Genomic DNA, 20,578 nt, shown 5'->3' with positions numbered 1-20,578 from the left:
CCTCAGGGGATGTGCGGGTCATAATTCCTGCCATCGTTTCGCCCGCCATGACAGAGTCTCCTCCCCATCCCTCCCGCCTTCTCAAACTCGTGGCGGGCTGTGCGCGATGGGGATTGGTCGCCTTGGTGACCTTCTGGTTGCTGCTGGCGGCCGCCTGGGGGGGGCTGCATGGCTGGATTGTGCCGCGTATCGGCGACTTCCGTCCGCAGCTGGAACAGCAGGCCCAACGCGCACTGGGGGTACCTGTGCGCATCCATTCCATCAGCGCGCGCAGCGAAGGGCTGATCCCCTCGGTGGAGCTGAAGGACGTGGCCTTCCTGGACGCCCAGGGGCGCGAGGCGCTGCGCCTGCCGCGCGTGGTGGTGGCGCTGTCGCCGCGCTCGCTGCTGCGCTTTGGGTTCGAGCAGATCTATATCGAAGGCCCCGAGCTGGACATGCGCCGCGAGCGCGACGGGCGCATCGTCATCGCGGGCTTGGCCTTCCGCGACAGCGCCGAGGGCGACAGTGCGGCGGCCGACTGGCTGTTCTCCCAGGCCGAGGTGGCGATTCGCGGCGGCACGCTGCGCTGGACCGACGAGCTGCGTAGCGCCGAGCCGCTGGCGCTCACCGAGGTGAGCGTGGTGCTGCGCAACAGCGCGCGCCGCCACCAGGTGCGCCTGGACGCCACGCCACCCGCCGAATGGGGCGCACCCTTTACCTTGCGCGGCCAGTTCCGCCAGCCGTTGCTGTCCACGCACAGCGGCGACTGGCAGCGCTGGAGCGGCGAGCTGTTCGCCCACTTCCCGCGCGTGGACGTGTCGCGCCTGCACCGGCACGCCGATCTGGAGGGGCTGCAGGTCGCGCAGGGCCGGGGCGCCGTGCGCGCGTGGGTGGATGTGCAGCGCGGCCAGATCGGCGGCGGCACGGTGGACATGGCACTCGACGAGGTCAACGCTACCCTGGGCAAGAACCTGCGCCCACTGGCGCTGCGCACGGTGACGGGGCGGGTGGGCGGTCGCTGGCTGGACGACGGCTTTGAGCTGTCCACCCAGAATCTGCAGTTCGTGGCCGACGATGGCCTGCGCTGGCCCGGCGGCAATCTGGCGCTGCGCCACAGCGGACAGGGCCAGGCAGGCCGAGAGCGTGGCGAACTGCAGGCCGACCGGCTGGACCTGGCCGCCCTGGCGCAGATCGCGAGCCGGCTGCCCCTGGGCGACACCGTGCACGGAGCGGTGCGCGACTATGCGCCGCGCGGCCTGGTGGAGCAGTTGCAGGCCGAATGGCAAGGGCCGCTGGCGCAGCCGCAGAAGTACCAGGTTCGCGGCAAGGTCGCAGGATTGGCGCTGGCGGCGGATGACGCCGTGCCCACCGTCGCCGGCCTCAGTGGTGCGCAGGTGTCTTTCGATCTCACCCAGGCGGGTGGGCAGGCCGAGTTGGCCATGGCCGACGGGACGCTGCGCCTGCCTGGCGTGTTTGAAGAGCCCGTAGTGCCCGTGCAGCGGCTGGAAGCGGGGGTGCGCTGGCAGATCGAGGGCGAGCGCATCGCGGTCCAGACCAGCCAGCTGCGCTTTGCCAATGCGGACGCCCAAGGCGAGGCGCGGCTGAGCTGGCACACGGGCGACCCTGCGGCGTCGCCTGCGCGCGCGCGCTTTCCGGGGGTGTTGGACCTTTCGGGCACGCTGTCGCGGGCCGATGGCACGCGCGTGCATCGCTACCTGCCGCTCACCGTGCCAGCGGAGTCGCGGCACTATGTGCGCGACGCCATCCTTGCGGGGACCGCCAGCCAGGTGCAGTTCCGCGTGAAGGGCGATCTGCACGGCTTTCCCTATGGCCATGTTCCGCGCGAGGGCGAATTCCACATCGCAGCGCGTGTCAAGGACGTGACGTACGGCTACGTGCCACCGGCGCTGTTGCACGCGGGCGACCGGCCCTGGCCGGCTCTCACGGCGCTGTCGGGGGAGCTGGTTTTCGACCGCGCGGGCATGGAAGTGCGCAACGCCACGGGGCGCTTTGCCGGGTATCCCGCGCTGCGGGTGCAGAAAGTGAACGCGAAGATCGCGGACCTGCAGCACACTGAAGTGGTGGTCGGGGCCGACGTGCGCGGCCCGCTGCCCGACATGCTGGCGCTGGTGAGCGCCTCGCCCATCTCCCGGCTTACGCAGGGGGCGCTGGACCGGGCCGCCGCCACCGGCGTGGCCGAACTGCAGCTGGGCCTGACGCTGCCCATCAGCCGTATCAACCAGTCCACCGTGCGCGGCAGCGTCACCCTGGCGGGCAACGACGTGCACTTTGTGCCCGAGGCGCCCCTGGTGAGCGCGGCCCGGGGCGTGGTGCAGTTCAGCCAGAGCGGTTTCACGCTGGTCGACGTGCAGGGACGCGCCCTGGGGGGCGAGGTACGGCTGGAAGGCGGCATGAATGCGGCGCCGGCGGGGGTTGGAGAGTCCTCGGTGCGCGTGCGTGCGCGCGGCACAGCCACCGCCCAGGGTCTGCGCGAGGCGCAGCAGCTGGGCCTGGTGTCGCGGCTGGTGCGCGGCGCCAGTGGCAGCGCCGCCTACACGGTGGCCGTGGGGGTGCGGCGGGGAGTGGCCGAACTGCAGGTGGCCAGCGACCTCGTCGGTCTTTCGCTGACGGCGCCCGCGCCGCTGGGCAAGGCAGCGCAGGCCCCGTTGCCCGTGCGCTTCGAGAACCGCTTGACGCCCGAGGCCGCAGCCTCGGGTACCGCGCCCTTGCAGGACGAATTGACGCTGGAGTTGGGCGACGTGGGCAGGCTCAACTACCTGCGCGCACTGGACGGGCCGCAGGCGCGCGTGCTGCGCGGCGCGCTCGCCATCGGCGTGCCGCCGGCGCAGATGCCCGCGCCTCCCGCCCAGGGTGTCGCGGCACACGCCGTGTTGGGTGCGCTGGACGTGGATGCGTGGACGGCGCTGTTGCAGGAGCCCTCGGCACCGTCGGCACAGGCACAGGCAGTAGTACCGGCACCCGTGCCCTCCGGAGAGGCGCTGACCACCCATTACCTGCCCACCAGCCTGGCCGTGCGCGCTGCCACGCTCACGCTGCATGGGCGCACGCTGCACGACGTGGTGGTGGGCGCGTCGCGGCAGGGCGCCGTGTGGCGTGCCAACGTGGATGCCGATGAGCTGGACGGGTACCTGGAGTACCGCCCTGCCGGCGCGTCCGCGCCGCGTGCCGATGCGGCCCAGGGGCTGCTGCACGCCCGGCTGGCGCGGCTGGCCATTCCGCAGATGGCCGAGACGCAGGTCAACGCGCTGCTCGATGCGCGCGAACCGGGCACGCTGCCGGCGCTGGACATCGTGGTGGAGGATTTCGAGTTGCGCGGACGGCGCCTGGGGCGCATCGAGATCGAGGCGCGCAACCGCGGCACGGAGGGCGGCCAGCGCGAGTGGCGCCTTTCCAAGTTCAATCTGACCGCCCCCGAGGCCGTGCTGACCTCGCAGGGCCACTGGGCGCTGGTGGGCAGCGGGGCGCAGGCGCAACGGCGCACGGTGATGGATTTCGAGCTGGACATCCGCGATTCCGGCGCCTTGCTGGCACGCTTTGGCATGGACGGCGTGGTGCGCCACGGCAAGGGACGCATCGGGGGCCAGGTGGGTTGGCTGGGCTCGCCGTTGTCACCCGACTACCGCACCATGAGCGGCCAGATGAACGTGAACGTGGAGGCAGGCCAGTTCCTCCAGGCCGACCCGGGACTGGCCAAGCTGCTGAGCGTGTTGAGCCTGCAATCCCTGCCGCGGCGCTTCGCGCTGGACTTCCGCGACGTGTTCAGCGAAGGCTTCGCATTCGACTTCGTGCGTGGCGACATGCGCATCGAAAACGGTGTGGCCACCACCAACAATCTGCAGATGAAGGGCGTGAATGCCGCCGTGCTCATGGAAGGCAGCGCCGACATCGAACGCGAGACGCAGGACCTGCACGTGGTGGTCGTGCCCGAAATCAACGCCATGACGGCTTCCCTCGTGGCCACGGCGATCAACCCCGTTATCGGCCTGGGCAGTTTCCTCGCGCAGGTTTTCCTGCGCGGCCCGCTGATCCAGGCCGCCACGCAGGAATTCCGCATCGACGGCACCTGGTCAGAACCGCGTGTGGAGCGCATCCAGCGCCGCAAGAGCGCTGCGCCGGAAGGCGCAGCGAGCCCTACCGTTCCACCGGCATCAGGAGACAAACCATGAAAGTCGCAGCCTTGCAAATGGTCTCGGGCGTCGCGCTGCAGGCCAACTTGGCGCAGGCGCGCGATCTGCTGGAGCAGGCGGCGCAGGCGGGCGCGGAGCTGGCGGTGCTGCCCGAGTATTTTTGCGCCATGGGCTTGGCCGATGCGGACAAGCTGGCGCTGCGCGAAACCATGGGCGACGGCGTTGTCCAGCGGTTTCTGGCGCAAGCGGCGCGCGAGCTGGGCCTGTGGGTGGTGGGCGGCACGCTGCCGCTGGTGTGCGACAGCGAAGAGCGCGTGCACAACACCACGCTGGTGTTCTCGCCCGCCGGGGACTGCGTGGCGCGTTACGACAAGATCCACCTGTTCCGCTTCGACAACGGCACTGAATGCTTCGATGAGGCGCGCGTGATCCAGGCGGGGCGCGAGAGCGTGCGCTTTGCCCTGCCGGCGCGGGATGGCAACGTGTGGCGCGTGGGGTTGTCGGTGTGCTACGACCTGCGCTTCCCCGAGCTGTACCGCCAGCACGCGCGCGCGGGTGCCGACCTGCTGCTGGTGCCCAGCGCCTTCACCTACACCACCGGCCGGGCACACTGGGAGGTGCTGCTGCGTGCGCGCGCCGTGGAGAACCTGGCCTATGTGCTGGCGCCGGCGCAGGGCGGAACGCACGAGAACGGCCGGCGCACCTGGGGCCACAGCATGCTGGTGGACCCCTGGGGCAGCGTGCTGGCCCAGCAGCCCGAGGGCGCGGGCGTGGTCCTGGGTACGCTGGATGCGGCGCATCTGCGCCAGGTACGCCGCCAGCTGCCGGCGCTTGAGCATTGCGTGCTCTGATGGGCGGCACCGTGGAGCACGGCGGATCGGCGGGCGGACGGGACAGAGGTGCTGCGGGCCGGCAGCAGGGCCCGCAGTCGCTGCTGCCCCCTTCGGCGCCTGAAGACGGGCCCCAGGACAAGGTACCCCGCCGGTGGCGCCGCTGGGTGGGTGCGTGGCGGCGCTGGTCCCTGTGGACGCTGCTGGTGGCGCTGGTGGCGGGCATGCTGGTTACCCAGGTATGGCTGGCTGGCCGCTACGAGGCCAGCCAGGTGCAAAGCCGCCTGGAACGCGACACTGCCGACGCCGTGGCCGACATCCGCAACGCCTTCGCGCACAACCTGCAGAACCTGCAGGCGCTGCAGGCGGGCGACCCCGATCTGGCCGCGTGGGAGGCGCGCGCGGCCGAGCTGCTGAGCACGCGCCGCGAGCTGGTGCGCATCGAATGGCGGGACACGCAGTTGCTGCTGCGCGCACATGCGGAGTCGCCCTATCGCCCCCTGCCGTGGGACGCCACCACGCGCAGCGGCACGCATTCGGAGACCATGCTGGCCTGTACCAACGCGCGGCGCATCACCGGCCCGTCGTACTCCAGCAGCTATTTCCAGCCCCTGCCCGACGGCATGGGCGCCGAGATGATGGAGGTCTGCCTGCCGTTGATCCAGGACGGACGCGTGCGCGGCTTCCTGGTGGCCACCTACGCGTTGCAGACCGTGCTGCAGGATTTGGTGGCGCCCAGCCTGCAGCGCACGCAGGAGGTTTCGTTCACCGAGGCCGACGGCACGCGGCTGGCGCTGGTGGGCGCGCTGCGCCGCGGCTCGCGCATGTTCACGGCGCAGCAGCTGTTCGACCTGCCGGGCAACACCCTGGTGCTGCGCATGGACGGCTGGCACGCCGCGCCCAGCGTGTTTCCCAACGTCCTCACGGCCCTGGTCACGGCCATGTCGATCGCGCTGGTGTCGGTGCTGGTGGTGCTGGTGCGCGACAACCGGCGCCGCCTGCGCGCCGAGCGCGACCTGGGCGACGCGCTGGCTTTTCGCAAGGCGATGGAGGACTCGCTGGTCACGGGGCTGCGTGCGCGCGACCTCAACGGCCGCATCACCTATGTGAACCCGGCGTTCTGCGACATGGTGGGCTTTCCCGCTTCCGAGCTGGTGGGCCAGACGTCGCCGCTGCCCTACTGGCCGCCCGAGCATGCGCAGGAATATGCGGAGCGGCAGGTGGTGCGCATGTCGGGCCGGCTCGACCCGCCGCGCGAAGGGTACGAATCCACCTTCATGCGCAGGGACGGCACGCGCTTTCCCGTCATGATCTACGAAGCGCCGTTGATCAACGCACAGGGCCTGCACACGGGGTGGATGGGCTCGTTTCTCGACGTGAGCGAGCAGCGGCGCGTGGAGGAGCTGTCGCGCACCTCGCAGGAGCGCCTGCAGGCCACGGCACGCCTGGCCACGGTAGGGGAGATGGCATCGCTGTTGAGCCATGAACTGAACCAGCCGCTGGCGGCCATCTCCAGCTATGCCAACGGCTCGCTCAACCTGCTGGAGCCGGCGCCGGGCGCCGAGTTACCGTCGCCCCAGGACCTGCAGGACGTGCGCGTGGGCGTGCAGCGCATTGCAGCGCAGGCCGAGCGCGCGGGCCGCGTGATCAAGAGCGTGCACGACTTCGTGCGGCGCCGCGACCAGACCCGCGAGCCGGTCACCGCGCAGGACCTGTTCGATGCGGTGCTGCCCATCATCCGGCTGCAGGCGCGCAAGCTGGGCGTGCGCGTGGTGCTGTCGATCGAGGACGGCCTGCCGCCCGCGCTGTGCGACCGCACCATGGTCGAGCAGGTGCTGTTGAACCTCACGCGCAACGCCATGCAGTCCATGGACGACCCGCAGATCCATCCGCGCATCCTCGACCTGCGGGTGCGGCGCGCGGCCTCCAATGCGTCCAACAGCTGGCTGGAGTTCTCGGTGGCCGACATGGGCATGGGCATTCCGGAGGATGTGGCCGAGCGCCTGTTCACGCCGTTCTACACCACGCGCGTCGAGGGCATGGGCCTGGGGCTGAGCCTGTGCCGCACCGTGGTGGAGCAGCATGGGGGCTTTCTGGACCATGCGGCGCGTGAGCCGCGTGGTACGGAATTCACTTTCACCCTGCCCGCATTTCAGAAAGCCGACCCCTGATGGAACCCGCCTCCAACGCCACTGTGTACATCGTGGACGACGACGCCGAGGTGCGCGAGGCGCTGGCTTGGCTGCTGCGCTCGCGCCGTGTGCTCAGCGAGGCGTTCGCCAGCGCCGAAGCGTTCGAGACCATGCTGGCCGAGCGCACCGCCAGCGGCCTCATGCAGCGCCAGCCCTGCTGCCTGCTCCTGGACGTGCGCATGCCGGGCGGCATGAGCGGCCTGGCGCTGTTCGACAAGATGGTGGAGCGCGGCGACACCGCGGGCATGCCGGTGATCTTCCTCACGGGCCACGCCGACGTGCCCACCGCCGTGGCCACGGTCAAGCGCGGCGCGTTCGACTTCTGCGAGAAGCCGTTTTCCGACAATCAGCTCGTGGACCGCATTCAAGCAGCGCTGGAGCTGTCGGCCCGGCACATCGAGGCCTGCCGCGCGTGCCACGAACTGCAGGACCGGCTGGCCGACCTGACCGACCGCGAGCGCGATGTGATGCGGTTGGTGGTCGAAGGCCTGCCCAACAAGCTCATCGCCGATCAGCTCGACATCAGCGTGCGCACGGTGGAGGTGCACCGCGCGCGCGTGTTCGACAAGATGCAGGTCAAGTCGGCGGTGGAGCTTGCCAACCTGCTGCGCGCCGCGCCACCGGCGTAAAAAAAGACGCGGGCCCTTGCGGGCGCGCGTCGTCTTCGTCTTCACATCGTCGGCGCGGGCAGGATTGCCGCGCCGACGGCCTGTTGCAGATCAGCCGCGGCCCTGGCGCTCACCCACATAGATCTCCACGCGGCGGTTGCGGGCGCGCCCGTCGGAGGTGTCGTTGGAGGCCACAGGTTCACGCGAGCCACGGCCTTCCACGTGGATGCGGTTGCCGTTCACGCCACGCGCCGTAAGGTAGTTGCGCGTGCTCTCGGCGCGGTCCAGCGACAGCGGGTTGTTGATCGCATCGCTGCCGGTGGAGTCGGTGTGGCCGACGATGCGTACCTCGGTGTTCGGATTGTTGCGCAGGCCCTCGGCAAAGCGGTCCAGAATGGGGCGGAAGTTGGGCTGGATGTCCGAACGGTTGGTGGCGAACGAGATATCGCTCGGGATGTCCAGCTTGAGCTGGTTGTCCGGCGTCTGCGTCACCGTCACACCGGTGCCCTGGGTGGCAGCCTGCATGTCCTGCTTTTGGCGCTCCATGTGCTGGGACCAGATGTAGGTGCCCAGGGCGCCCACGCCCGCGCCGATCACGGCGCCCTGCGCCGCATGACCGCCCGTCATGGCGCCGATGGCTGCGCCGCCCAGTGCACCCACGCCGGCGCCGGTGGCGGTGCGGCGCTGGGTGTCGGTCATGTTGGCACAGCCCGTGGCCAGCATGACCACCGCGAGACTGCCGATGAGGAGAGGTTTGCGCATGAGAGAACTCCTTTGTTGTTGCTCGGTCGGCTCGCAGCCCTCCAGCGGGCGGCTGGGCCAGTGCGAGCAGCGTAGCAATCCAGCGGTGCCTCGTCTGTAGGACGCGGCGCAACGCGCGTGCGCGGCTTGAGGCCGATCGGCCTGCATTCGATGGGCCGCGCAGATGCCAAGTCAGACCCCGCGAAAGACCTCAGTCGTGCGGCGGGGCGTCGTCCCGCGAGGGGGGCTCGCTGGGGGCCGCTGGCGGCTCGCCGCCCTTGCGGCCGCTGAACATGGTCCACCAGACAATGCCCACGAGGAGCACCAGTGCAAGCAATGCTTCAAGCAAAATCAGCCCCATGAATCTTCGTCTCCTGCGCCTGGTGGTATCGGCGCTGATTGTAGGAACGCTGGCCGCGTGCTCCACCCGTCCTCCGGCGCCCGTGACGCCCAGCGTGCCGTCCGTGCAGCCGCCCGCCGCGCCCACTGTACCGGTGCCTGTGCCGGGCACGCTCACGCAGTCCAAGAGCCGCTGGGTGCCGGTGGGCTGGGGCGAGTTGCCGGGGTTTGAGGGCGATGCGCTGCACGAGGCCTGGAACGCCTGGCTGCGCAGCTGCGAGCGCCCCGCGCCGGCGTTCGCGCCGCTGTGCGGCGATGTGCGCCGCCTGAGCATCGCGTCGCCCGAGGAGCAGCGCGGCTGGATGATGCAGCGCCTGCAGCCCTACCGCGTCGAGTCGCTGGACGGAGCGGCCGACGGCCTGCTCACGGGCTACTTTGAGCCCTATCTGGACGCCGCGCGCCAACCGGGCAACGGCTTCAGCGTGCCTTTGTATGCACCCCCGGCCGATCTGGCGGCGCGCAAGCCCTGGTACACGCGCCAGCAGATCGACACCCTGCCGCAGGCCCAGGCCGCCCTGGCCGGCCGCGCCATCGCCTGGGTGCGCGACCCGGTGGAAGCCATGGTGCTGCACATCCAGGGCTCGGGCCGGCTGCGCGTGCAGGAGGCGGACGGCAGCGTGCGCCTGGTGCGCCTGGCCTTCGCGGGCACCAACGACCAGCCGTACAAGAGCGTGGGCAAGTGGCTGCTGGACCAGGGCCTGGTGCGCGACGCCACCTGGCCCGGCATCACCGCCTGGGTGCGGGCCAATCCGCAGCGCGTGAACGAGATGCTGTGGTCCAACCCGCGCTACGTGTTCTTTCGCGAGGAGCCGCTGGACGCGCTGGACGCCGCCTTCGGGCCCAAGGGCGCGCAGGGCGTGCCGCTCACGCCGGGGCGCTCGATCGCCGTGGACCGCCAGAGCATCCCCTACGGCACGCCGGTGTGGCTGGCCTCCAGCGGCCCTACGGCGCAGTTGTCGCGCCTGGTGCTGGCGCAGGACACGGGCAGCGCCATCCTGGGCGCGGTGCGCGCGGATTACTTCACCGGCTGGGGCCCCGAGGCGGGCGAGATTGCCGGGCGCCTGAAGCAGGGCCTACGCCTGTGGGCGTTGTGGCCGCGGTAGTGCTATTGATTTGGAAGCTGCTCGCGCTTGATCTATGGTGCTTTTAATACAAATTAATGCTGAAATGACCGTAAGGCAAGCGCTGAAAGCTATCAATATGGTAGTGATTCATTCGCCCTCGACCACGTAGCGCGACACCACGGGCGGCGCGTCGCCCACGTGGAAGGCAAAGCGCCGGTCGCGCAGCGCCACGTCGGAGGCGGTGACGCGGTCAAAGCGCCGCAGGTGTTCCGTCCAGGATTCGTCCACCACGCGCTCCACGTAGCGGCGCGGGTCGGCGATGTCGTGCTGCAGCTCCCAGCTCAAGGCGCCCTGGCGCAGGCGCGCGCGGCGGCTTTCCTGCATCACGGCGCGGAATTCTGCCGCCCGCGCGGGGTTGATGAAGTATTCGATGCTGACCACCAGCCGCAGGCCGGCGGCGGGCGGGCTGTCGGCCCGCGGTACCTGGAAGGCGCGCGAGGCGCTCAGGTCCTCCTCGCCATGGCGGTTGCTCACCAGGCGCTGTACCAGCGCCATCACCAGCACCCCGGTGAGTGCCGCCAATGCCAGGCTCATGTGCACGCTGGAGAGTGCGGCGACCTGCCCCCACAGCGCCGCGCCCACGGCCGTGGCGCCCATGATGGACATCTGGTAGATGGACATGCCGCGCGCGCGCACCCAGTTGGGCAGCGCCAGCTGTGCGGCCACCGTGAGCGAATTGGCGGTGGTGATCCACGCCGCCCCGCCCACCAGCATGGCCGGCACCGCCACGTACACGTTGGGCGCAATGGCGACCACGGCCGTGGCCAGCGCCTGCAGCAGCGTGCCGCGCGCCACCAGCTGGTCCAGCGACATCATCTGGCGCAGGCGCGGCAGGAACATGGCAGCGCTCACGGCACCCGCGCCCATGGAGGCCAGCAGCAGCGTGAAGGTGCCTGCGCCGCCGCCCTGCAGGTCGCGCGCCACCAACGGCAGCAGCGCCAGCAGCGCCGTGGCATGCAGGAAGAAGATCGAGATGCGCCACAGCACGGCGCGCATCGGGGGCGACTCGCGCACGAACTGCAGACCCACGCGCATGGCACTGGTCAGGCGCTCGCGCCCCAGCGGGTTGGGCATGGGCTGGCGCCGCCAGCGCATGATGGTGAACCCCGCCACCAGCGACAGCACGGCATTCAGCACGAACACCCAGGCGCTGCCCGCGCTGGCGATGATGGCGCCGGCCACCAGCGGGCCAATGATGCGCGAGGCGTTCATGGCCACGCCATTGAGCGCCAGCGCCGCGGGCAACTGTTGGCGGTTCACCAGCTCCGGCACGATGGCCGCAAACACCGGCCAGCGCATCGCCAGCCCGATGCCGTTGGCGAAGGTCAGCGCCAGCAGCAGGTAGGGGTTGAGCCCACCCCAGAGGATGGCCACGCACAGCACCACCGCCACGGCCGCCACCCAGAACTGCGTGACCATGAAATAGCGCCGCCGGTCCAGGATGTCGGCCAGCGCGCCGCTGGGCAAGCCCAGCAGGAACACGGGCAGCGTCGAGGCCGTCTGCACCAGCGCCACCAGGGCAGGCGAATCGGTCAGCGTGGTCATCAGCCAGGCCGTGGCCACGTCGTTCATCCACATGCAGGTGTTGGCCGCCAGCCAGGTGAGCCACAGCATGCGGAACACCGGCACCGACAGCGGCGCGAAGGGCGACTGCGGCGCACGCTGCGCCGCGCTGTGCTGCAACTCGGCTGTGGCGGCGGCCTCGGCGGTGTGGGCGGCGGCGGAGGCCGCGTCGGGGCCTGGCGGTGTGGGTGGTGAACTCAGCGGTCCGCTGTCATGGAGGGGCTGGGGCGGCATGTGTGGCCATTGTGACGGGAATGCGGCGCGCTTGCTGCGCCGGGGCCGCAATCTCGGCGGGTGCGAAACGGTGTTCAGCCTCTGTTGGAATTGCCGTTGCCGTTGCCGTTGCCTCCGGCGTTCCCATTGCCGTTGCCTCCGGCATTCCCGTTGCCATTGCCTCCGGCATTCCCGTTGCCATTGCCTCCGGCATTCCCGTTGCCATTGCCTCCGGCATTTCCGTTGCCATTGCCTCCGGCATTTCCGTTGCCATTGCCTCCGGCATTCCCGTTGCCATTGCCTCCGGCATTCCCGTTCCCGTTGGTGTTTGCGGGAGGAGGCAACGCGGATGGAGGGTCAACTACGGCCCTCTGCCGCACGCGTATCCGCTGCGCGACCAGCACGCCGTTGGCAGACATCCGGCCCGCCACTTCCAGCGTTGCGCCGTTGCGGATGTCATCAGCCCGCCCCCCGGTTATTTGCGCGCCCGAGGCATCGATATCCGTGCCTTGCAGCGCAAAGGATTGTGCAGAGGCGAAGTTCGTCACCACACCTTCCAGCACGACGGGCGCGTCTGCCTGGCGTGAGAGGCTGTGCGCTGGCCGCAGCACGCGGGCCGCGAGCACGTTGCCGGCCGGGGCCTGGGCTGCATGCACATACAGCGGCATGCCGTTGTCCAGCATGCCGGCCTCCAGACCATTCAAAAAGGCAGCCTGCGCATACTGGATCTGCATCCTGCCCAACTGGAACCGGCGGGCCACCGTATCGAGGGCCTGCACGCTGCCCCACAGCACGGGCTGTACCGAGGGGAGCGTGGCGGTGGTCAGCTGCAGCCGGGTCGCGCGCATCAGCCCACTGCTGGTGGGCAACGCATGTACCTGCACGATCTGGCCGACTTGCAAGGCGGCCAAGCCGGACAGTCCGTCGAGCACGGTCTCGTCATCGACATATACCCGCGCACCCATTACCTCGATGCGCCCCAGCGCCGCGTCCACGGCATCCACCGCCCCCCGTAGCTCCGGTATCGACAGTACGTGCGCGGCCGTACCCGTGCTGAATCCGGTATCGAGGGTGCCGTTCACTTGCACGGTCATGCCAGGTTTCAGGGTGCTCTGGCCGCTCTTCAGGCTTTGCTGACCATCGGCGTCTTCCTGCGAGACGCCTTCCACTTCCACCTGGGCGTGGCTGATATCGAAGCGCACGCCGTTCACAACCATGTACGACCCGCTGGGTGATTCGCCGAGGCTGTCGACGCTGCCAATGGCCACGGAAGACATGGCGATGCCGGTGCCGCCCGAGCCCACGCCGTCGCCGCCTCCACAGGCTCCGAGCACCAGCCCCAGCGTGGTCATCAGCGCGTATATCCCAGTCCTCATGTTTTTTTCCTGCGCTTTGCAGAGCCTGCACGGGTGGTCGGTTTCAGGTCCGGCGGCTCGTCCTCATGGTAGACATACACCCCTACGCGCATGCGTGCCGTTCCCATGCCTGCCGCAGAGGCATGGGCTTGGGTCATTTCCCGTACCAGGCGGTAATGCACGGAATCCCAATGTTCCCGTGCCATCTGGTGGATGCGTTCGCACTCCGACACGGTCAAGCCCGAGGCATAGACGGAGCGTTCCAGCATCCGGGGCTGCTGTCCCAAGGTATTGCTGACGGCGGCCAGCAGATGGTCCCGCACATTGTCCCCGGTGAAGGCCAGCATGTCCCGCAGGCTGGTGGCCGGGATGAAACCGTCGCCCACCAGTTCCACCTCGCCTTCGCCGTCGCCCGTCAGCCCCCTGACCAGATTCAGGCGCTGAAGCTCCTCCAGCAGGGTTCTGTGGTGCACATCGCCGCGGGTGGCGAGACGCGCCACCAGTTCAAAGGAGGGGCCATGGCCGGTGTCCACAATAGGAAGGCGGCGCCGGCTGGGCTCCTCGGCGGCAAGCTGCAACCAGGCCGTGAAAGCCTTGGCGGCCGACGACCCTTCGGTGGCAGGCAAAGGGTCGCGTACTTGGCGCACTCTGGCGGTCACGTCCTTGCGATTGAGACCGGTGGTGACCGAGATCTGGCTCAGGTTGGGGTCGGGAATGCCTTGGCTGCGCCAGAGATGGCGCGCTTCCTCCAGCAGCAGGTCCCTCAGGATTTCTTCGAGTTGGGCGTGCTTCAGTCCCATCGCCAACGCCAGCCTGACCGCGGGGCGAAGGATTCGTACCAGCGCGGACTGCGTCCATTTCAGGCGGTCTTGCATGGGAAGGTGAAAGGGCGAGAGGCTCGTCGCTCAAGTGTGACTGCTTATGCAGCCAGCGGTGCCTAAAAAATGCGAGTGTGCCATCTGCCTGACACCAGGAGAAGGACCGCCAGGCGCGATGGCCGTTGGCGTCATGTTCCCTGAACGCGCTGGAGTTTGACCTCGCTGGAACGAAGCCGCCTCGATGCGCGGCCGCTTCAGCGGGTTGCTGGCATCGTGGCGCCCGGGCACCAGTTGCAATGAAAATGCGGTCAAACCCTTATGGGGAAAGCGGTGCAAGCTACCGAATTAGGAGTGGTCCTACGCTGCGGCGCCACGCACCACGGGCCGCACCGGGCCCAGGTGCGCCAACGGCAGCGCGCCGCCTGCCTTGACCTCGCCCAGCGAGAAGCTGGTGTGCATGTCCTTCACGTTGGGCAGGTTCAGCAGCACGGTGCGTGCGAACTGCGAGAAGCTGTCCAGGTCGCGCGCCACCACCTGCAGCTCGAAGGTACCGGTGCCGCTGATGTAGTGGCACGAGACCACCTCGGGGATCTGGGCGATGGCCTGCTCCATGGCCAGCGTCAGGTCGCCGGTGTTGCGCTCGGCGTCCAGGCGCACGAACGCCAGCACGCCCAGGCCGATCTTGTGGCGGTCGATTTCCGCGTGATAGCCGCGGATGTAGCCCGCTTCCTCCAGGGCGCGTACGCGCCGCCAGCACGGTGCAGCGGACAGGCCTACGCGTTGCGCCAGCTCGGCGTTGGTCAGGCGCGCCTCGGCCTGCAGCTCGCGCAGGATGGCGATGTCGTATTTGTCCAAGGTTTCCATTTTTGGATTGTTTTAAGAAAGAAGCTTTCGCGCATCAGGGTAAACGCGGCAAATAAAGCAAACACATATCGGTGTCTCGCGCATACACTGCGCAGATCGGGTGGCGCCCACACGGCACCGTCCCGCACGCCGCGCCCAACAGAGGCGGCGGATCACAGAACCCACGGAGACAAGACATGAATGCCCCGCTGCCCGAACACGTCCGCCGCGCGCTGGAGACGGTCACCCTTGAGGACAAATACACACTGGGCCACGGCCGCGCCTTCATGAGTGGGGTGCAGGCCCTCGTGCGCCTGCCCATGCTGCAGCGCCAGCGCGATGCCGCCGTGGGCCTGAATACCGCGGGCTTCGTGAGCGGCTACCGTGGCTCGCCCCTGGGCGGCTACGACCAGGCCCTGTGGGGCGCCCGCAAGCACCTGGCGGAGCACCACGTGGTCTTCCAGCCCGGCGTGAACGAGGAGCTGGCCGCCACCGCCGTCTGGGGCACGCAGCAACTGGACATCTACCCCCAGTCCAAGAAGTACGACGGCGTGTTTGGCATCTGGTACGGCAAGGGCCCGGGCGTGGACCGCTGCTCCGACGTGTTCAAGCATGCCAACATGGCCGGCACGGCGCGGCATGGCGGCGTGATCGCCGTGGCGGGCGACGACCACATCAGCAAGAGCAGCACGGCGGCGCACCAGAGCGACCACATCTTCAAGGCCTGCGGCCTGCCGGTGTTCTTCCCCAGCAGCGTGCAGGACATCCTGGACATGGGGCTGCACGCCTTTGCCCTGAGCCGCTTCTCGGGCCTGTGGTCCGGACTCAAGACCATCCAGGAGGTGGTGGAGTCGTCCAGCAGCATCTCCGTGGACCCCGACCGCGTGAAGATCGTCATGCCCGAGGACTTCACCATGCCGCCCGGCGGCCTGCACATCCGCTGGCCCGATGCGCCGCTGGAGCAGGAGGCGCGCCTCATGGACTACAAGTGGTACGCGGCACTGGCGTACATCCGCGCCAACAAGCTCAACTACAACGTGATCCAGGGCCCGCAGGACCGCTTCGGCATCATCGCCAGCGGCAAGGCGTACAACGACACGCGCCAGGCACTGGTGGACCTTGGCCTGGACGACGACACCTGCCGTCAGCTGGGCATCCGCGTGCACAAGGTCAATGTGGTGTGGCCGCTCGAAGCCACCATCACGCGCGACTTCGCGCAGGGCCTGCAGGAGATCCTGGTGGTGGAGGAAAAACGCCAGGTCATCGAATACCAGATCAAGGAAGAGCTCTACAACTGGCGCGCCGACGTGCGTCCCAACGTGCTGGGCAAGTTCGACGAGATCGAGGGTGACAACTCCGGCGGCGAATGGAGCATGCCCAATCCCAGCCAGAACTGGCTGCTGCGGCCCAAGGCCGATCTGACGCCGGCCATCATTGCCAAGGCGATCGCCAAACGCCTGAAGAAGCTGGGCGTGCCCGAGGACATCGTGGCGCGCATGGACGCGCGCATCTCCGTGGTGGAGGCGCGCGAACGCGGCCTGCTGGAGGTGAAGACCGACACCGGCGAGCGCATGCCGTGGTTCTGCAGCGGCTGCCCGCACAACACCAGCACCCGCGTGCCCGAAGGCTCGCGCGCCGTGGCCGGCATTGGTTGCCACTACATGGCCAACTGGATGCCCGACCGCGCCACGAGCACCTTCACGCAGATGGGCGGCGAGGGCGTGACCTGGGTGGGTCAGGCGCCGTTCACCAAGGACAAGCACGTGTTCGCCAACCTGGGCGACGGCACCTACTTCCACAGCGGCCTGCTGGCGATTCGCCAGAGCATCGCCTCGGGCGCAAACATCACCTACAAGATCCTCTACAACGACGCCGTGGCCATGACCGGCGGCCAGCAGGTGGGCGAGCGCCCCGAGGGGCATTCGGTGGCGCAGATCGCCCACAGCCTGCGCGCCGAGGGCGTGGTCCGGCTGGTGGTGGTGACGGACGAGCCCGAGAAGTACCACGGCCGCACGCACCCGGCCAACGCCGCGCGCGCCGGCCACCCCGAGCTGCTCAACGACCTGCCGCCGGGTATTGAGGTCTTCCACCGCGACGAGCTGGACCGCATCCAGCGTGAATTCCGCGAGATCACTGGCTGCACGGCCATCATCTATGACCAGACCTGCGCGACTGAGAAGCGCCGCCGCAGGAAGCGCGGCCTGCTGGCCACACCCGCCAAGACCGTGGTCATCAACGAGCTGGTGTGCGAGGGCTGCGGCGATTGCTCGGTGCAGTCCAACTGCCTGTCGGTGGAGCCGGTGGAGACCGAGTTCGGCCGCAAGCGCCGCATCAACCAGAGCACCTGCAACAAGGACTATTCCTGCGTGAAGGGCTTCTGCCCGAGCTTCGTCACCGTCGAGGGCGGCCAGCTCAAGAAACCCAAGAAGGAGAAGAAGGGCGACCTGTCCACGATGGCGCCCATCCCCGAGCCGGTGCTGCCGGCGGCCGAAGCCGCGTGGGGCATCGTCGTGGCTGGCGTGGGCGGCACGGGCGTGATCACCATCGGGTCCCTGCTGGGCATGGCCGCGCACCTGGAGGGCAAGGGCGTCATCACGCAGGACGCGGCGGGCCTGGCGCAAAAGGGCGGCTCCACCTGGAGCCATGTGCAGATCGCCAACCGCCCCGAGGCCATCCACACCACCAAGGTGGACACGGCCAAGGCGGACCTGGTGATCGGCTGCGACCCCATCGTTGCCGCGAACAAGGCCACGCTGGCCGCCATGCAGCCGGGGCGCACATTCGTGGCCCTCAACAGCCACGGCACGCCGGCCGCGGCCTTTGTGCACAACCCCAATTGGCAGTTCCCGGCTGACGGCTGCGAGGCCGCCATCGCCCAGGCCGTGGGCGCCGAGCTGCTGGGCGTGTTCGACGCCGAGCAGGTGGCCAGCCAGTTGCTGGGTGACAGCATCTACACCAACCCGCTGATGCTGGGCTATGCGTGGCAGAAGGGCCGCGTGCCGCTGTCCCACGCCGCGCTCATGCGCGCCATGGAGCTCAACGGCGTGCAGGTGGAGAACAACAAGGCCGCCTTCGAATGGGGACGCCGCTGCGCGCACAACCTGGCCGAGGTGCAGGCGCTGTTCAAGGCCGCGCAGGTGATCCAGTTCGTGAAGAAGCCCGGCTTGGCCGAGATGGTCGCCAAGCGTGTGGACTTCCTCACGGGCTACCAGAACGCCGCCTATGCGGCCGAGTACCAGGCCTTCGTGGACAAGGTGCGCGCGGCCGAGGATTCACTGGGCCAGGGCACGCGCCTCACTGAGGCGGTGGCGCGCTACCTGTTCAAGCTGATGGCCTACAAGGACGAGTACGAAGTGGCGCGGCTGCACACCGACAAGGCGTTCACCGACAAGATCGCCGCGATGTACGAAGGCGACTACAAGCTGGTGCACCACCTGGCGCCCCCGCTGCTGGCCAAGCACAACGACAAGGGCGAGCTGGTCAAGCAAAGCTACGGGCCCTGGGTGCGCAAGGCCTTCGGCGTGCTGGCTCGCATGAAGGGACTGCGCGGCACGGCGCTCGATGTCTTCGGTCGGACCGAGGAGCGCAAGACCGAGCGCGCGCTGATCCGCGAATACCGCGCCTGCATCGAGGAACTGCTGAAGGGCCTGACGGCCGAGCGCCTGGCGCTGGCGGTGGAGATCGCGCGTATCCCTGAGGACATCCGCGGCTACGGCCATGTGAAGGAGCGCCACCTGCAGGCCGCGCGCAAGAAGTGGTTCGCGCTCATGGACCGCTGGCGTGCCCCACACGCGGGTGCGCCCCGCCAAGTGGCCTGAGACTGGGCGGGCCTGTCATGCCCGCCCATTCCTTCTGACCCCGCCCGTCGCCGCATGCCCCCGCCCGAGGGCAACGCGGTCGTTCACGCGTTCTGAGGAATGGGCATGCCGGCCACACTGGACGGGCCTTCCTGCCCGGCCGGCGGGTCGGCCAGCTGCACGCGGCTGACCGGCACCGCCAGCCGCATGCCCAGCGCCTGCAGCCGGCCCAGCAACGCCAGGTTGATGCGCTGCTGCAGGTCCATGTAGAGGTTGTAGCCCGGGTCTTTGACGATGTAGACCACTTCATAATCGAGCGAGCTGGCGCCAAATCCCTTGAAATGAGCGCGGTCGAAGCGCAGCTGCGGTTCGGCCTCGATGATGTCGCGCACCGCTTGCGCCAGGGCCTGCGCCTGCGCGGGCGAGGTGTCCTGCGCCACGCCAAAGCCAAACACGATGCGGCGCTCGCGCATGTGGCGATAGTTGTTGATGGTCTGCTTGAGCAACTCGGTATTGCTCATCACCACCTGTTCCCCGCTCAGGGCGCGGATGCGCGTGGTCTTCACGCCCACCTGCTGCACGGTGCCTGCGATGGGACCCACGACGATGAAGTCGCCCACCTCGAAGGGCTTGTCCACCGCGATCGCCATGGAGGCGAACAGATCGCCCAGCACGCTTTGCACCGCCAGCGCCACCGCAATGCCGCCCACGCCCAGGCTGGCCACGAAGGCGGTGATGTTCACCCCCAGGTTCGAGAGGATGGCCAGCAGCACCGTGGCCCACACCAGCGTGCGCAGCCCCCAGGACATGAGCGTGGCCGAGGCGCTGATCTGCCCCGTGCCCGCGGCGCCATGGTGGCGCCGGTAGCGCTCGACCCCCAGACTGATGGCGCGCGTGCCCCACAGCCCCAGCTGCACCGCCACGGCCAGGAACCAGAGCTGGCTCACACGGTCATGCCAACGCCCAGGCAGGTCCAGCATGCCGGTGCCCACCAGCAGTGCTGCCAGCAGGATGAGCAGACGGCTGGTTCCGGCGAGCACCTGCGCCAGCAGGCTTGCCGCGCCGGCATCGCCGCCGCCGGATTTGCGGTCGGCATGCGCGACGGCCCAGCGCAGCAGCAGCGTGAGCGCCAGGTAGATGCCCATGGCCGTGGCCGCCGCCGCCAATACTTCGGCAGCGGACATGCCCCAGAACCACTCTGTCTCCAGCCAGGCGGATACCGATGCGAAATCCATGGAAAGCGTTTCCTTTCTTGACACGGGGGGTGGGAGGGAAGGGGCCGCGGCGCGGCGCCGGCCGCCGCGGGCGGCACACAGGCATGCTACGAAGCCCTGCCAGGCGCCGGCGTAGGCCCAGGCCGACGATGGGCGCGTCGCATCCGATGCATTAACCGCCCCTGGTCCGGGGCTTTATGCTATATAAGTGATAGCTGATTGCGCTCACTGGACGGGCGTTGCAATGTGTTTTGATGCTGAATCCCAGAGGGCGCCCGCAGCCTGCCGGCCGCCGGTGCGCGCAGCCCTGGCCGGCAGCCCCCCGCATACAATGGCCGGCTCACCGCCCGCAGGCCCTGGCGCCTCCCGGCGGAGCCCCTTTGCACCTATTACTACCAGTGGAGTTCTTCCCGTGTTGATTTCTTCTGCTTTTGCACAGACCGCCCCCGCCGCAGCCGCCGAGGCCGGCCTGATGGGATCGCTCACCAGCATGCTGCCGCTGGTGCTGATGTTCGTGGTGCTGTACTTCATCATGATCCGTCCCCAGATGAAGCGCCAGAAGGAGCACCGCGCCATGATCGACGCGCTGGCCAAGGGCGACGAAGTGGCCACGGCCGGCGGCTTGCTGGGCAAGGTGGCGGGCCTGAGCGAAGGCTACCTGCAACTGGAGATTGCGCCTGGCGTGCAGGTGCAGGTGCAGCGCAGCGCCGTGGCCCAGGTGCTGCCCAAGGGCACGGTCAAGTAAACCGTCCCA

At 68.8% G+C, this 20,578-nt stretch carries 14 protein-coding genes; 7 read left to right on the top strand and 7 right to left on the bottom strand.

Going from position 1 to position 20,578, the window contains the following annotated elements; genetic code table 11:
• The first annotated feature begins 47 nt into the window (after window positions 1–47).
• Genes QY917_RS13200 through QY917_RS13185 form a run of 4 tightly spaced genes read left to right on the top strand, consistent with a single transcriptional unit; the run spans window position 48 to window position 7,778 of the window.
• Window positions 48–4,166 (top strand): YhdP family protein, encoded by a 4,119-nt coding sequence (locus tag QY917_RS13200; RefSeq protein ID WP_123675509.1) that lies wholly within the window; start codon window positions 48–50, stop codon window positions 4,164–4,166.
• Window positions 4,163–4,978, top strand: coding sequence for a carbon-nitrogen hydrolase family protein (locus QY917_RS13195; protein ID WP_123675510.1), 816 nt, complete (start codon window positions 4,163–4,165; stop codon window positions 4,976–4,978). Before QY917_RS13200 ends, QY917_RS13195 begins: the two co-directional genes overlap by 4 nt.
• On the top strand, window positions 4,978–7,128 hold the full coding sequence (locus tag QY917_RS13190) for a nitrogen regulation protein NR(II) (RefSeq protein ID WP_302077258.1): 2,151 nt from the start codon (window positions 4,978–4,980) through the stop codon (window positions 7,126–7,128). The genes QY917_RS13195 and QY917_RS13190 overlap by 1 nt, the downstream gene beginning before the upstream one ends.
• Window positions 7,128–7,778, top strand: a complete 651-nt coding sequence (locus tag QY917_RS13185) for a response regulator transcription factor (RefSeq protein ID WP_123675511.1) — start codon at window positions 7,128–7,130, stop codon at window positions 7,776–7,778. Before QY917_RS13190 ends, QY917_RS13185 begins: the two co-directional genes overlap by 1 nt.
• Before the next feature lie 90 nt (window positions 7,779–7,868).
• On the opposite strand, the gene QY917_RS13180 is transcribed toward QY917_RS13185, so the two are convergent.
• Window positions 7,869–8,519 (bottom strand): OmpA family protein, encoded by a 651-nt coding sequence (locus QY917_RS13180; protein ID WP_011807097.1) that lies wholly within the window; start codon window positions 8,517–8,519, stop codon window positions 7,869–7,871.
• A gap of 190 nt (window positions 8,520–8,709) precedes the next feature.
• The gene (locus tag QY917_RS13175) at window positions 8,710–8,859 is read right to left on the bottom strand and encodes a hypothetical protein (protein WP_162844525.1); all 150 of its coding nucleotides are present in this window, start codon (window positions 8,857–8,859) and stop codon (window positions 8,710–8,712) included.
• Here QY917_RS13175 and QY917_RS13170 point away from each other — a divergent pair.
• The gene (locus QY917_RS13170) at window positions 8,792–10,000 is read left to right on the top strand and encodes a murein transglycosylase A (protein ID WP_162844526.1); all 1,209 of its coding nucleotides are present in this window, start codon (window positions 8,792–8,794) and stop codon (window positions 9,998–10,000) included. The two genes, QY917_RS13175 and QY917_RS13170, sit on opposite strands and share 68 nt — an antisense overlap.
• Window positions 10,001–10,108: 108 nt before the next feature.
• On the opposite strand, the gene QY917_RS13165 is transcribed toward QY917_RS13170, so the two are convergent.
• The 4 genes from QY917_RS13165 to QY917_RS13150 all read right to left on the bottom strand — a co-directional run bounded on the left by QY917_RS13165 (window position 10,109) and on the right by QY917_RS13150 (window position 14,834).
• Entirely contained in the window at window positions 10,109–11,818 is a 1,710-nt protein-coding gene (locus tag QY917_RS13165) for an MFS transporter (protein ID WP_123675513.1), read from the bottom strand.
• A 74-nt stretch (window positions 11,819–11,892) separates the two neighbouring features.
• Window positions 11,893–13,149, bottom strand: coding sequence for a DUF5666 domain-containing protein (locus QY917_RS13160; protein ID WP_302077252.1), 1,257 nt, complete (start codon window positions 13,147–13,149; stop codon window positions 11,893–11,895).
• Window positions 13,150–13,169: 20 nt separating this feature from the next.
• Entirely contained in the window at window positions 13,170–14,027 is an 858-nt protein-coding gene (locus tag QY917_RS13155) for a DUF6502 family protein (RefSeq protein ID WP_123675516.1), read from the bottom strand.
• Window positions 14,028–14,327: 300 nt separating this feature from the next.
• Entirely contained in the window at window positions 14,328–14,834 is a 507-nt protein-coding gene (locus QY917_RS13150; RefSeq protein WP_011807092.1) for an Lrp/AsnC family transcriptional regulator, read from the bottom strand.
• Between the two features lie 176 nt (window positions 14,835–15,010).
• On the opposite strand from QY917_RS13150, the gene QY917_RS13145 reads away from it, so the two are divergent.
• Window positions 15,011–18,631, top strand: a complete 3,621-nt coding sequence (locus tag QY917_RS13145; RefSeq protein WP_123675517.1) for an indolepyruvate ferredoxin oxidoreductase family protein — start codon at window positions 15,011–15,013, stop codon at window positions 18,629–18,631.
• Window positions 18,632–18,714: 83 nt separating this feature from the next.
• Here the strand turns inward: QY917_RS13145 and QY917_RS13140 are convergent, their stop codons facing one another.
• The gene (locus QY917_RS13140; protein WP_123675518.1) at window positions 18,715–19,845 is read right to left on the bottom strand and encodes a mechanosensitive ion channel family protein; all 1,131 of its coding nucleotides are present in this window, start codon (window positions 19,843–19,845) and stop codon (window positions 18,715–18,717) included.
• Between the two features lie 391 nt (window positions 19,846–20,236).
• Between QY917_RS13140 and yajC the strand changes: the two genes are divergently transcribed.
• Window positions 20,237–20,569, top strand: a complete 333-nt coding sequence (yajC, locus tag QY917_RS13135) for a preprotein translocase subunit YajC (protein WP_015914577.1) — start codon at window positions 20,237–20,239, stop codon at window positions 20,567–20,569.
• Window positions 20,570–20,578: the final 9 nt, after the last annotated feature.

The sequence above is a fragment of the Diaphorobacter sp. C33 genome (genome assembly GCF_030503915.1).
In the GTDB taxonomy this organism is placed as follows: Bacteria; Pseudomonadota; Gammaproteobacteria; order Burkholderiales; family Burkholderiaceae_C; genus Diaphorobacter; species Diaphorobacter nitroreducens.
Note: the sequence above shows the minus strand (reverse complement) of the source record. Positions and strands in the feature narration are given on the sequence as shown.